Raw genomic sequence first — 13426 nt, forward strand, 5'->3', positions numbered from 1 at the left:
AGTTCGTCTCGATATACTGAGCGGCCGCGCGTTTGTCGGCCGGGGTTACGGCCAGATCAGCACGGCCCGATCCCTCTTGATGGCCCGGCGCTCCGTCAAGTCTCATGCGGGCCGACTCACTGGTGTGCCCCCACTGCTCCTCCAAGGACAACGTATTCCCCCCCTGCTGGTCAGTGCACTCGATCCCCCGTTGCCCGGCGTCCCGCAGCCCTTCCGCGAGTGTGCGTACCGTGACGAAGCGAGCACTCTACCGGCCTGTTCGTCCGCCGGGTCAACCGCACCGGCGGACGGGCCGATTCCGCGCGGCACCGGTCCCGGGGGTGCTCATCTTCGCTGGCGGGCTGCCTCGTAGAGGGCTGCCGTTGCCGCGCCGGCCGCGTTGAGGGACGAGGCGGCGCCGTGCATGGGGATGTGGACGGTGCGGTCGCAGCGCTGTCGCCAGGTGGCGCTGAGACCGGTGGTCTCGTTGCCGACCAGGAGGAGGAGCGGGCCGGTCAGGTCGGCGTCGAAGAGCGGGGTCTCGCCGTGTTCGTCGGTGCCGACGACGGTGACGCCGCGGCCGGAGAGCCAGTCGTCCACCTGGCGCGGGGAGCCGACGCGGACGGCGGGCAGGGAGAAGAGGGAGCCGGTGCTGGCGCGGACGGACTTGGGGTCGTAGACGTCGGCGGCGTGACCGCTGACGACGAGTCCGTCCGCGCCGAAGGCGTCCGCGGCACGGATGAGGGTTCCGATGTTGCCGGGGCTGGTGGGACGGTCGAAGAGGACGCCGAGGAAGGCCGGGCCGACCGGGATCCGGGCCAGGTCGTCCTGCGGCAGCCCGGCGACGGCGACGAGTTCGGCGTCGCCTTCCTCGCGCTCGCTGAGTTCGGCCAGCAGTTCGGGGGCCATGGCGACGCGCTCGCCGGGGACGGGCGAGTCGAGGAGTTCCTGCGCCCACTTCGACAGCCTGCGGCCCTCGGCGTGGAGCAGGGCGCTGATCGGCCAGTCGGCCTGCACCGCCAGGGAGATCGGACGGACCCCCTGGACCAGGAACTCCCCCGCGCGCTGCCGCTTGGTGCGGTTCGTCAGCAGGGCCTGCCACTGCTGGAAGCGTGCGTTGCGAGTGGTGACCCGGGTACGCCGGTGGACGGTGCGCATCCCGCCGAGAATATCGGGTGCCGGGGCGGCATCCCCCGGTTCCCGTCGGCATCCCCCGGTTCCCGTCGGCTTCCCGCCGAACGGCACGCGGCGCATCGGGCGGCACGCCACCCTCCGGAAACGCCTCACAACGAGGCAGGGCTGTGCCGATTCATCGACGGGCCGTGCACCATGTGGAGATCTTGAGACGAGTGGCGCCTCAAGTGGCGGGCAACTGCGGCGGCGTGTTTCTCTTTCTGGGCAGTCGGGCGGAACGAGTGCTACCGGTTCGTGTTCGCCCGGTTTTCCGGGTGTGCCCGACGCCCGACTGATGAGCGCCCTGATCGGCATTTTGCGCCGCCCGGGGCGAGTCCCCCTCATAACCCGAAAGCAATGAAGGGAAGCGCATTCATGCGTCACCAGATCGAGACCGCCGAGCTTGCCGACGCCGAGCTGGACGCCGTCTCCGGCGGCCTGCTGAACGAGACCCTCGGCTCGGTCGGCGGCACCGTCGACGGCGTCGAGGGCCTGGTCGGCAACACCGTCAACGGTGTGAGCACCGACGGCCTCCCGAGCGTCGGCGTCTCCCTCGGCGCTCAGTCCTGACCTCTCGGCCAGGAGACAGGTGTCCTTGACCGACACCTTTCCCGCGTCATCCCGGAAGTGTTCCCAATTCCTCTGACGTGGGGCCATGTATAAGCCCCGGAACCTCGTTCCGGGGCTTATGCGCACGGTTGCGCACCGCTTTCGACATCCCGGTGAACGATCGCGGAAAAGCGTGAAGGAAGGGTAAGGAAAGGTGCCGTGGAGTTCCGCAAGAAGGCGCTTGCCAAGTTGCAGTCGCCCGAAGAACTCGACGTTCCGGTGCGTTTCGCACGGCCGCAGGGCCTGCTCGTCCTCGTCGTCACACTCGTGGTGATGGCGGCGGGCTGCGTGTGGGCCGTCACCGGAACCGTCTCGTCCAAGCTCACCGCGCCCGGCGTCCTCACCCGTGCCGAGGGCAGCTATCTGCTGCAGAGCCCCGTCTCGGGCCAGGTCACCGCCGTGCACGCGGAGGCCGGGCAGCGGGTCGACAAGGGCGCGCCGGTGGTGAGCGTGCACACGGCCCGCGGCGTACGCGCCGTCCGCGCGGTGGCACGCGGCCGGATCACGTCCCTGGCGGCCGAGACCGGTGCTGTGGTGACCACGGGCGCCGACGTGGCGACCGTCGAACGCGTCGAGGGTCCGGACGATCCCCTGGTGGCGATGGTCTACGTGCCCGCCGACAAGGGGGCGACCGTGCGAGTGGGCGCCACGGTCGACCTGACCGTGGGCTCGGTGTCCGCTGACCGGTACGGCCTGCTGCGCGGCACGGTGCGGGCCGTGGGCCGGACTCCGCAGAGCAAGGAGCAGATCAGCGGCTTCCTGGGGGACGAGGAACTGGCCCGCACCTTCACCCGCGGGGGCCGTCCGCTGGCCGTCCAGGTGCGGCTGGACCGCTCCGCGTCGACCGCTTCGGGGTACGTCTGGTCCCGGGGCGGGGGCCCCGAGTCGGCGCCCGAGTCCGCGACGCCGGTGCGCGGGGCCGTCCATCTCGCGGCGCAGCGGCCCGTCGACTGGCTGCTGCCGTGACCGCCCGTCAGCAGGCCCCCGAGCAGACCCCCGGACCGAGCCCCGAGCCGGGCCCGCGGCAGCGCGCGCAGCAGCACCGGCGCCGACACCGCGGCGGCCCGGCGCCCGCGCCCCGCTCCGGACGGCCGAGGACGGCGCCCAAGGGCGGGCAGCGCAGCGTGCGGACGCCCACGGTGCTCCAGATGGAAGCCGTCGAGTGCGGTGCCGCGGCGCTGGCCATGGTGCTGGGGCACCACGGGCGGCACGTGCCGCTGGAGGAGCTGCGCATCGCCTGCGGCGTCTCCCGGGACGGCTCGCGGGCCAGCAGCCTGCTGAAGGCCGCACGCGGCTACGGACTGACGGCCAAGGGGATGCAGATGGAGCCCGCGGCACTGGCCGAGGTGCGGGCACCGGCCGTCCTGTTCTGGGAGTTCAACCACTACGTCGTCTTCGACGGGCTCGGCCGCCGCTTCGGCCGCCGCGGAGTGCACATCAACGACCCGGCGCGCGGGCGCAGGTTCGTGCCCATGGAGGAGTTCGACTCCTCCTTCACCGGCGTGGTGCTGACCTTCACACCCGCCGAGGACTTCCGCCGGGGCGGCCGCAGGCCGGGGGTGACGGCCGCGCTGCCCGCGCGGCTGCGCGGCACCTCGGGTGCGATGTTCGCGGCGCTGGTGGCCAGCTTCCTGCTGGTCGTCGTCGGCGCCTCGGTGCCCGCGCTCAGCCGCACCTACATCGACAGCTTCGTCTTCGGCGGGCAGGACTCGCTGCTGAAGGTGCTGTTCACCGCCATGGGCGCCGCTGTCCTGCTGACCGGTGTCCTGACCGCGATCCAGCAGGGCAATCTGCTGCGCGCCCGGCTGATCTCCTCCACGCTCAGCAGCGCCCGGTTCCTGCGGCACCTGCTGCGGCTGCCGGTGACCTTCTTCGCGCAGCGCAACCCGGCCGACCTCGTCCAGCGCCTGCAGTCCAACGACACCGTGGCCGAGACGCTGGCCCGGGACCTGGCGGCGGCAGGGGTGGACGCGGTGGTCGTGGTGGGTTACGCGGCGCTGCTGTGGACCTACGACCCGCAACTGACCCTCGTCGGCGTGGGCGTGGCGCTGCTGAACGTGGTGGCGATGCGGGTCGTGGTGCGGATGCGGGCCACCGGGACGCAGAAGCTGCGCGCCGAACGGGCCAAGCTGACCAACATCTCCTACAGCGGTCTGCAGCTCATCGAGACGATGAAGGCGACCGGCGGGGAGGACGGCTACTTCCGCCGCTGGGCGGGCCGGCACGCCGGCACCCTCGACGTGCAGCAGCGGCTGGGCGTGCCGAGCGCCGCGCTGGCCGTGACCGCGCCCACCCTGGCCACGCTCAACAGCGCCCTGATCCTGCTGATCGGCGGGACGCGGGCGGTGGAGGGAGCCATCACGGCGGGGCTGCTGGTCGCGTTCCAGGCGCTGGTCACCAGCTTCACCGCGCCGCTGACGCGGCTGAACTCGGTGGCGGGCCGCATCCAGGACTTCGCCGCTGACGTCGCCCGGCTCAAGGACGTGGAGACCTTCCCCGCCGACCCGCTCTACACCCGGCGCGAGCCGCCCGCCAGCACCCGGCGGCTGGCCGGGCACGTGGCGCTGGAGAACGTCACCTTCGGCTACAACCCGCTGGACAAGCCGCTGCTGAGCGGGCTGTCGCTGGCCGTGGCACCCGGTCGTCAGATCGCGCTGGTCGGCGGTTCGGGCAGCGGCAAGTCCACTGTCTCCCGCCTGATCGCCGGTCTGTACACGCCGTGGGAGGGCGCCATCCGGATCGACGGACGGCGGTTGGAGGACCTGCCGCGCGGAGCACTGGCCGCCTCCGTCTCCTTCGTCGACCAGGACGTGTTCCTCTTCGAGGGCACCGTGCGGGACAACGTGGCACTGTGGGACCCCTCGATCACCGACGACGCGGTGGCGGAGGCGCTGCGGGACGCCGCGCTGCACGAGGACGTGGCGCGGCGCCCCGGCGGACTGCACAGCCGGGTCGAGCAGGACGGCCGCAACTTCTCCGGTGGCCAGCGGCAGCGGCTGGAGATCGCCCGCGCCCTGGTGCGGCGGCCCAGCATCCTGGTGCTGGACGAGGTCACCAGCGCGCTGGACGCGGAGACCGAGGCCGTCATCATCGACAACCTGCGGCGGCGCGGCTGCGCCTGCGTGCTGATCGCGCACCGGCTGAGCACCGTGCGGGACAGCGACGAGATCGTGGTGCTGGACCGCGGCACCGCGGTGGAGCGGGGACGGCACGAGCAACTGCTGGCCGCGCGGGGCCCGTACGCGCGACTGGTCGAGGAGCACTGAGGCATCCGGTGACATACGCCGATCCGACCGGGAACGTGCCGCAGCGTCCCGCGGTGGACCCTGCCGTGGCCCCCGCAGCGCACGGCGCGGTGCACCCCGCAGAGCACGGCGGGACGTACCCCGCGGCGCACGGCACGGGGACCACCGCGGTGACCGACGTGGTCGTCGCGCACTTCGGGCAGCTCGGCGAGGCGGTGGCGCACACACCCGGCGGCGGGCCCGCGCTGGAGGGGCCGCACGTGCTGTGGCTGGTGGCCGGCGGCGCCATGGACGTGTTCGCGGTGGACGCCGCGGGGCAGGGCCACTGGCACTTCCTGGGACGGCTGGAGGCGGGCACCCTGCTGCTCGGCCCCGTCCAGGGCCCGCGGCACACGCTGGTGGGACGCCCGGTGCGCGGCGCCGTGCTGCGCCGGATACCGCTGCTGGAGTTGTTCCCGCAGTTCCAGGAGGGGTACGCCCCCGGCGCAGGCCACGACACCGGCGCGTACCCCGTGTACGACACCGGCGCGTACCCCGCGTACGGCAACGGCGGTGCGCCGGGGTACGGCGGCCAGGCCGCGCTCGGCCCGCTGGAGGACGCCTTCGTACGGGGTGTCGGACGCGGGCTGCGGGCGCTGTTCGAGGCGCCGCTGGACGGCCGCCCCGGACAGGAGCCGCACGGAGCCGGGCAGGAGCCGGCGACCGACGAGGACATCCTGTGGATGCCGGTGGCGCCGGGCAGCGTGCAGTACGGCACCGCGGGCGAGCTGCTGGTCGACGGGGCGACCTGGCAGCTCATGGTCGACCAGCTCGCCCGGCTGCTGTCCACCCTGGACCGCTGGATCGACCGGTTGGAGCGCGCCCACGAGGACCGCACGGCCGCCGGGATGGAGGCGGGCGAGACGGTCCGCGCGGAGGCCGACGAGGCGCTGCTGGCCTCGATCGACACCTCCGCGCGGGGCGGGTCCGGCGGCGCGGGAGAGCGCACCGAGGACAGCACGCTGGCGGTGTGCCGGGCGGTTGCCGAGGCGGCCGGAGTCACTCTGCGGCCGCCTCCCGAAGGGCTCTCCCGGGACGACCGCATGGACCCCGTGGAGCGGCTGGCGCTCACCTCGGGGCTGCGTACCCGCCCGGTGAAGCTGTCCGGCGACTGGTGGAAGGAGAACGCCGGACCGCTGGTGGGCCACCGTGCCGCGAGCGGCGCGCCGGTGGCGCTGCTGTGGCGGCGCGGCCGGTACGAGGCCGTACAGCCCGGCAGCGGCAGCCGGTGGCGGATCGGCCCGTCGAACGCGGACACCTTCGCGCCGCGCGCGGTGATGTTCTACCGGCCGCTGCCCGAACAGCCGCTGTCCGCCCGGCGGCTGCTGCGGTTCGCGCTGCACGGCGCCCGCGGCGACCTGCTCACGCTGGTGCTGAGCGGGCTCGTCGCGGTCGGCCTCGGCGCGCTGGTGCCGGTGGCGACCGGGCAGGTGCTCGGCGCCTACGTACCGGCGGCGGAGAAGGGCCTCATCGTGCAGGCCGCCCTCGGGCTCGTGGGCACGGCGGTGGTCGCGGCGGCGTTCATGCTGCTGCAGAACACCGCGCTGCTGCGGCTGGAGGGCCGGATCGAGGCAAGTCTGCAACCGGCGGTGTGGGACCGGCTGCTGCGGCTGCCCACGCGGTTCTTCGCCGAGCGCTCCACCGGCGAGCTGGCCAGCGCCGCCATGGGGGTGAGCGCCATCAGGCGGGTGCTGTCGGGCATCAGCTCGACCGTCGTGCAGTCCGGCACCCTGGCCGCGGTCAACCTGGTGCTGCTGCTGGCCTACAGCGTGCCGCTCGCCCTCGCGGCGCTGGGGGTGCTGGCGGTCGTCACGGCGGTGTTCGCCGCGACCGGGCTGTGGCAGCTCCGCTGGCAGCGCCGACTGGTCAAGCTCAACAACAAGCTGAACAACCAGGCATTCCAGACGCTGCGGGGGCTGCCGAAGCTGCGGGTGGCGGCCGCCGAGTCGTTCGCGTACGCGGCCTGGGCCACGGAGTTCGCCCGCAGCAGGGAGCTGCAGCGGCGGGCCGGGCGCATCCGCAATCTGAGCACGGTCGTCAACGCGGTCTATCTGCCGCTGGCGATGCTGCTGCTGTTCGTGCTGCTGGCGGGGCCGGCCCGGGGCACGCTGTCCCCCAGCGGGTTCCTCACCTTCACCACCGCCATGACGCTGCTGCTGACCTCCGTCACGCAGTTGACCAACGCGCTCATCTCGTGTGCCGCCGTACTGCCGATGTACGAGCAGCTCAAGCCGGTGCTGCAGGAGCTGCCCGAGGTGCGCGGCGGCAGCGTGCAGCCGGGCACGCTGTCGGGCGCGCTGGAGGTGCGGGACGTGGCGTTCCGCTACTCCGAGGACGGGCCGCCGGTCCTGGACGGCGTCTCCTTCCGGGTGGAGCCCGGGGAGTTCGTGGCGATCGTGGGCGCGAGCGGCTGCGGAAAGTCGACGCTGCTGCGGCTGCTGATCGGCTTCGACCGGCCGGCCTCGGGCGAGGTGCGCTACGACGGGCAGGACCTCTCCTCGCTCGACCAGGCGGCGGTGCGCCGCCAGTGCGGGGTCGTCCTGCAGAACGCGCAGCCGCACGCGGGCTCCGTCCTGGAGTGCATCTGCGGTGCCGAGACCTTCTCGCTGGAAGAGGTGTGGGAGGCGGCGCGCAGGGCGGGGGTCGCCGACGACATCAAGGCCATGCCCATGGGGCTGCACACCATGCTCTCCGACGGCGGCGGCACCGTCTCCGGCGGCCAGCGGCAGCGCCTGATGATCGCTCAGGCGCTGGTACGCCGCCCGCGCCTGCTCTTCTTCGACGAGGCCACCAGCGCGCTGGACAACGCCACCCAGCGCGTGGTCACCGAGTCCACCCGGGAGCTGCGGGCCACCCGCATCGTCATCGCCCACCGGCTGTCCACGGTGCTGGACGCCGACCGGGTGATCGTCATGTCGCAGGGGCGAGTCGTCCAGCAGGGCACACCGGCACAGTTGCTGGCCGACCGGGACGGGCTGTTCCACGAACTGGTGCGCAGGCAGCGGTAGGGGTGGCGGCTGACGCACGGGCGGCCCGGCGGCCGGCGTGCAGACGGCAGGGCGGCCGGGCGGCCGGGCGGCCGGCGTGCGGACGCCCCGAGCGCGCCATTGACCCGCTTCGTACGGGGGATCAAGATGCGGATGGCCGCTCCACGCACCGCCCCGGACCGCCCGACAACCTCCAGGAGCCCCATGCCCCGCAGGCCGGTCGCCGCGCTCGCCATGGACGCAGGGACGGCCGACGCCGTCCTGAAACCTCCCGCCCGGCAGCAGCTCGGCGAACTGACCGAACTCGCCGGACCGGTGCTGACGGACTTCGGCACGGCCGAGGCCCGACACGTGCTGTCCACCGTGGAACTCCTGGTCACCGGCTGGGGCTGCCCGCCGCTGGACGCCGCCGTCCTCGCCCGCGCCCCGGAACTGCGCGCCGTGGTGCACACTGCGGGCAGCGTGCGGGGGCATCTCACCCCCGCGTGCTGGGCCCGCGGTATCGAGGTGTCGACCGCGGCGGCGGCGAACGCGGTCCCCGTCGCCGAGTACACGCTCGCGATGATCCTGCTGGCGAACAAGCAGGTACTCCCCGCGGCACACGCCTACCGACAGCGGCGCGCCCGCGGGGAACTACTCCTGACCGACCCGCTGCTGGGCAACCACCGCAATACCGTGGGCATCCTGAGCGCCTCGCTGATCGGCCGCCGCGTCATCGCTCTGCTGCGCGCCCACGAGCTGCGGGTGCTCCTGTACGACCCGTACGTGGACGAGGCCGAGGCGGCCGCGCTCGGCGCGGTCAGCGCGGGCCTGGCCGAACTGTTCGCCGCGTCGGACGTCGTCAGCGTGCACACGCCGCTGCTGCCCGCCACCCGCGGCCTGGTGAGCGCCGAGCTGCTGGCACTGCTGCGGGACGGCGGCACCCTGATCAACACCGCGCGCGGTGCCGTCGTCGACCAGGAGGCGCTCACCGCGGAGGTGCGCGGCGGCCGGCTGCGGGCGGTGCTGGACGTCACCGAGCCCGAGGTGCTGCCGCCCGGCCACCCGCTGTGGGCGTGCGAGAACGCGCTGATCACCCCGCATCTGGCCGGTTCGCAGGGCAACGAGCTGGACCGGCTGGCGGAGACGGCGCTCCAGGAGGTACGGCGCTGGGCGGCGGGCGAGGGCTTCGCGCACGCCGTGCCGCCCGACGGCAAGGAGCTGTTGGCCTGACCGGGCCGGGGACCGTGCCCGGGGCGGGTCGCCGACGGCGCCTCGCGGGGGAAATCCGGTTGCCGACGCCGTTCGGGCGGCGGAAGGATGCCCCCTCGTGCTGCCCGATCTCTCCCCGTGGCGGGAGTCCCGCGACTTCCGCATCCTGTGGACCGCGGGCCTGGTCACCACCTTCGGCAGCTTCCTGACGTTCGTCGCGCTGCCCCTCCAGGTCAAGGAGCTGACGGGGTCGGCGACCGCGGTGGGCGCGCTGGGTGCCGTGGAGTTGGTACCGCTGATCGTCTTCGGGCTGTACGGCGGAGCCCTCGCCGACGCGTTCGACCGGCGCACCCTGGTGCTGGGCAGTGAGCTCGCGATGGGCGCGGTGGCGCTGGGACTGCTGCTCAACACGCTGCTCCCGCACCCGATGGTGTGGCCGCTGTACGTCGCGGCGGCGCTCAGCAGCGCGCTGAACGGCATCCAGCGGCCCGCGCTGGACGCGCTCCTGCCGCGGATCGTGGCGCACGAGCAACTGAGCGCGGCAGCGGCGCTCAACGCGCTGCGCTGGCAGGTGGGCGGGGTGGCGGGCCCGGCGCTGGCCGGGGTGCTGCTCGCGTACGCGGGGCTGGAGACGGCGTACGCGATCGACCTGGCGACCTATCTGCTGTCCGTGCTGATGGCGCTGCGGCTGACCGCCTCGCCGCCGGGGCACGACGCGGCGAAGCCGTCGCTGCGCGGGATCGCGGAGGGCGCGCGGTACGCGTGGGGCCGCAAGGACCTGCTGGGCACCTACGCGGTGGACGTCGTGGCGATGCTGTTCGCGTTCCCGCTCGCGCTCTTCCCGTTCCTGGCCGACCAGTTGGACGCGGAGTGGGCGCTGGGTCTGATGTACGCGGCACTGCCGTTCGGCTCGATGCTGGTGAGCGCGACGAGCGGCTGGTCGTCGAGGGTGCACCGGCACGGGCGCGCGGTGCTGCTGGCCGCCGCGGGCTGGGGCGCGGCCATGACGGCCGCCGGGGTGGTGCGCAACGTGTGGCTGGTGCTGTTCTTCCTCGTGCTGTCCGGCGCCTTCGACATGGTCAGCGGGATCTTCCGCTCGACGATGTGGAACCAGACCGTCCCGGACGCGCTGCGCGGCAGGCTCGCGGGGATCGAACTGCTGTCCTTCTCCGCGGGCCCGCAACTGGGACAGGTCCGCTCGGGCGGGGTGGCATCGCTCACCTCCGTCCGCACGTCCGTGTGGTCGGGCGGGCTGGCCTGCGTGGCGGGCGTGGCGCTGCTGGCCGCTGCCCTGCCGCAACTCCTGGCCTACGACGCGCGCACCAGCGGGTACGCGCGGGCCGTACGGGAGGCCCGGGGCTCCCGTACGGCCGGGACCTGCCAGGAGGACGGGGACCGTCCGGATCCTCCGGAGGACGCGGCTGCCGGGGGCGGACCGGCTGGGGAACGCCCGGTGGACGGAGCGCCCGGGGCGCGGGCCTGATCCGGTGGGGGCACGGGCCCGCGGGTCAGCCTCCGGCTCGCCCTCGGGCCGGCCGTCGTGCTCGTCCGCGGGTCAGCTTGCGTCCTCGTCCCGGCCGCGCCCGCCGTCCTGCCAGCGCGGGTCGTTCTCCCACTCGGAGGTGCGCTCCCGGGCCGTCTCCAGGGCGTGGGCCGCCTCCTCACGGCTGGCGTACGGGCCCATCCGGCTCTTGCCGGGTGACTGCGGCCCCTCCTCGACGGTGCCGGTCTCGATGTTGAAGAACCACTCTCCGGGCTTGCCGACCGTCTTGCGCTTGAACAGAGCCATGACCACATCGTCCCGCACCCGCGCGCCGGACGCAGCACTGCGGGGACCGGGAGCGCAGGCGGGCGCGGCAGCAGGGCGTCCGCCCGGACCGCGGTGGCGGCCCGGAGCGGGGTGGACGGCCCGGATTAGACTCGCGGACATGTCTGGCCAGTCACTCCTCGTTCCCGGCACGGTCTCTCCGCCCCGGGCCGTACCCGCCTCGATCCCGCGCCCCGAGTACGTCGGCAAGCCCGCACCCACGCCCTACGACGGGCCCGAGGTGCAGGACGCCGCGACGGTGGAGAAGATGCGCCACGCGGGGCGCATCGCCGCCCGCGCCATGGAAGAGGCGGCCAAGCACATCGCCCCGGGCGTCACCACGGACAAACTGGACGAGGTGGCGCACCAGTACATGATCGACCACGGGGCCTACCCTTCCACGCTGGGCTACCGGAAGTTCCCCAAGTCGCTGTGCACCTCGCTGAACGAGGTGATCTGCCACGGCATCCCCGACTCCACGGTGCTGCGCGACGGCGACATCGTGAACCTGGACGTGACGGCGTTCGTCGACGGGGTGCACGGCGACAACAACGCCACCTATCTGTGCGGCGACGTGGACGAGGAGTCCCGGCTGCTGGTGGAGCGGACCCGCGAGGCGCTGCACCGGGCGATCAAGGCGGTCAAGCCGGGGCGCCAGCTCAACATCGTGGGCCGCATCATCGAGTCGTACGCGAAGCGCTTCGGGTACGGCGTGGTCCGCGACTTCACCGGGCACGGGATCAACACCTCCTTCCACTCCGGGCTGATCGTGCCGCACTACGACGACCCGCGGGCCACCACGGTGATGCGGCCCGGGATGACCTTCACCATCGAACCGATGCTGACCCTGGGCACCCACGAGTGGGACATGTGGGAGGACGGCTGGACGGTCGTGACCAAGGACCGCAAGCGCACGGCGCAGTTCGAGCACACGCTGGTGGTGACGGAGACGGGCGTGGAGATCCTGACGCTTCCGTAGCGGACGAACGGGGCAGGGGTTTTCCGACAGGGTGTCGGCAACTGCTTGACTTAGGTAAACCTAAGTAGCAGGATCGCACCGTGTCGGAGCCCCGCACGCCCGCTGCCGTCCACCCTTGGAGTCAGCCTTGCCGTCCACCGCATCCCCCTCCCAGGACACCCCGACGGACTTCTCCGCACTCCTCCGCGCCGCCTCCCACGACCAGCACTCCGAGGTCCGGACCTCCTCCTTCATGAGCGAGCTGCTCGGCGGCAAGCTCGGCGTCGGGGCCTGGACGCGCTACACCGAGCAGCTCTGGTTCCTCTACGCCGCGCTGGAGGAACCCGCCCGGGACCTGGCCGAGGATCCGGTCGCCGGCCCCTTCGTGCGCGGCGAGCTGCTGCGGCTGCCCGCGCTGGAGCGGGACCTGACCCATCTGCACGGCGGTTCGGACCGCTGGCGCCAAGAGCTCGCCCCACTGCCCGCCACCGCCGCGTACGCGGCCCGCGTCGCCGAGGTCGCCCGCACCTGGCCCGCCGGATACGTCGCCCACCACTACACCCGCTACCTCGGCGATCTCTCCGGCGGCCAGATCGTCCGCGACACCGCCGAGAAGACCTGGGGCTTCGCCCGCAAGGGCGACGGCGTCCGGTTCTACGTCTTCGACGCCATCGGCAACCCCGCCGCCTTCAAACGCGAATACCGCACCCTGCTGGACGCCCTGCCCTGCGACGACGCGGAGAAGCGCCGCGTCGTGGACGAGTGCCGGCACGCCTACGCGCTCAACGCCGCCGTCTTCGAAGAGCTGGGCGACCGCTTCCCGAACGCCGCGTAGCCCGACCCGGACCCGGTGCCCGGCCGCGGCCGGGCACCGGGTCCGGGTCGGCGGCACCGGGGTCCGCACCGCGCCGCGTTCACTTCGCGGTGCAGACCTCCTCCTTCTGCTCGCCGCGGACGAACGCCGTCGCGAAGCGGAGGGTGGTGTGCCGGGTGGCCTCCGCGCCTTCGCCGCCCTCGGTGAAGGAGAAGCGGAAGGACAGCGAGTCGGCCCAGTCGGCACCGCACGGCGCGGACAGGTGGATGCGGCGGTCCCCCTGCACGGCCCAGTGCGTGCCGGGGACACGCACGTTCTTCGCGTGCTCCAGGGACTTCAGGGAGACCCGCCGGTCGGCGGCGGTGAGCGGCTTGTCCAGCTCGGTGACCGTGACGTCCACGACGGAGGGTCCGTCGACGATGTTCATCCCGCAGGAGGTCGCGGTCCCGTCGAGCGGCCGCAGGGACCGGTGCAGCTCCTCGCCGTCCGGCAGCAGCGGCTCCACCGCCTCGGACGGCATCCGGACCCCGCAGAACTTCTCCGGCACCGCGTACTCCCGGCCGCCGGAGCATCCGGCGAGCAGAAGCGCGAGCAGAGCGAGGAGTGCCGGAGCCCGCCGGCCGC

General features: G+C 73.2%; 11 protein-coding genes. 8 read left to right on the forward strand and 3 right to left on the reverse strand.

Translation table 11 applies throughout. The features are described from left to right. Positions 1-324: 324 nt before the first annotated feature. The gene (locus BMX65_RS02780; RefSeq protein ID WP_074998459.1) at positions 325-1137 is read right to left on the reverse strand and encodes a TrmH family RNA methyltransferase; all 813 of its coding nucleotides are present in this window, start codon (positions 1135-1137) and stop codon (positions 325-327) included. Positions 1138-1527: 390 nt separating this feature from the next. Between BMX65_RS02780 and BMX65_RS02785 the strand changes: the two genes are divergently transcribed. From BMX65_RS02785 to BMX65_RS02810, 6 genes are all read left to right on the forward strand, one after another. Further along, entirely contained in the window at positions 1528-1722 is a 195-nt protein-coding gene (locus BMX65_RS02785; protein WP_074998460.1) for a hypothetical protein, read from the forward strand. Positions 1723-1920: 198 nt separating this feature from the next. Beyond that, positions 1921-2727, forward strand: coding sequence for an HlyD family efflux transporter periplasmic adaptor subunit (locus BMX65_RS02790; protein ID WP_074998461.1), 807 nt, complete (start codon positions 1921-1923; stop codon positions 2725-2727). Between the two features lie 182 nt (positions 2728-2909). Beyond that, positions 2910-5027 (forward strand): NHLP family bacteriocin export ABC transporter peptidase/permease/ATPase subunit, encoded by a 2118-nt coding sequence (locus tag BMX65_RS02795; RefSeq protein WP_239501843.1) that lies wholly within the window; start codon positions 2910-2912, stop codon positions 5025-5027. Between the two features lie 89 nt (positions 5028-5116). Continuing rightward, positions 5117-8053: an NHLP bacteriocin export ABC transporter permease/ATPase subunit gene (locus BMX65_RS02800; protein ID WP_425315508.1), complete on the forward strand. Its 2937-nt coding sequence runs from the start codon at positions 5117-5119 to the stop codon at positions 8051-8053. Between the two features lie 183 nt (positions 8054-8236). Beyond that, entirely contained in the window at positions 8237-9244 is a 1008-nt protein-coding gene (locus BMX65_RS02805) for a hydroxyacid dehydrogenase (protein WP_079171655.1), read from the forward strand. A gap of 97 nt (positions 9245-9341) precedes the next feature. Then, entirely contained in the window at positions 9342-10706 is a 1365-nt protein-coding gene (locus BMX65_RS02810; RefSeq protein ID WP_074998463.1) for an MFS transporter, read from the forward strand. Positions 10707-10778: 72 nt separating this feature from the next. Here the strand turns inward: BMX65_RS02810 and BMX65_RS02815 are convergent, their stop codons facing one another. Next, the gene (locus tag BMX65_RS02815) at positions 10779-11012 is read right to left on the reverse strand and encodes a hypothetical protein (protein WP_074998464.1); all 234 of its coding nucleotides are present in this window, start codon (positions 11010-11012) and stop codon (positions 10779-10781) included. 139 nt (positions 11013-11151) lie between these two features. Here BMX65_RS02815 and map point away from each other — a divergent pair, with 139 nt between their 5' ends. After that, the gene (gene map, locus BMX65_RS02820) at positions 11152-12009 is read left to right on the forward strand and encodes a type I methionyl aminopeptidase (protein WP_074998465.1); all 858 of its coding nucleotides are present in this window, start codon (positions 11152-11154) and stop codon (positions 12007-12009) included. Positions 12010-12136: 127 nt separating this feature from the next. After that, positions 12137-12823 carry a biliverdin-producing heme oxygenase gene (locus BMX65_RS02825; protein ID WP_074998466.1) on the forward strand — a complete coding sequence of 229 codons (687 nt, stop codon included), beginning with the start codon at positions 12137-12139 and terminating at the stop codon, positions 12821-12823. Positions 12824-12902: 79 nt separating this feature from the next. Here BMX65_RS02825 and BMX65_RS02830 read toward each other — a convergent pair whose 3' ends face one another. After that, positions 12903-13349: a hypothetical protein gene (locus BMX65_RS02830; protein ID WP_143081797.1), complete on the reverse strand. Its 447-nt coding sequence runs from the start codon at positions 13347-13349 to the stop codon at positions 12903-12905. Positions 13350-13426: the final 77 nt, after the last annotated feature.

The organism is Streptomyces qinglanensis (assembly GCF_900111245.1).
Lineage (GTDB): Bacteria > Actinomycetota > Actinomycetes > Streptomycetales > Streptomycetaceae > Streptomyces > Streptomyces qinglanensis.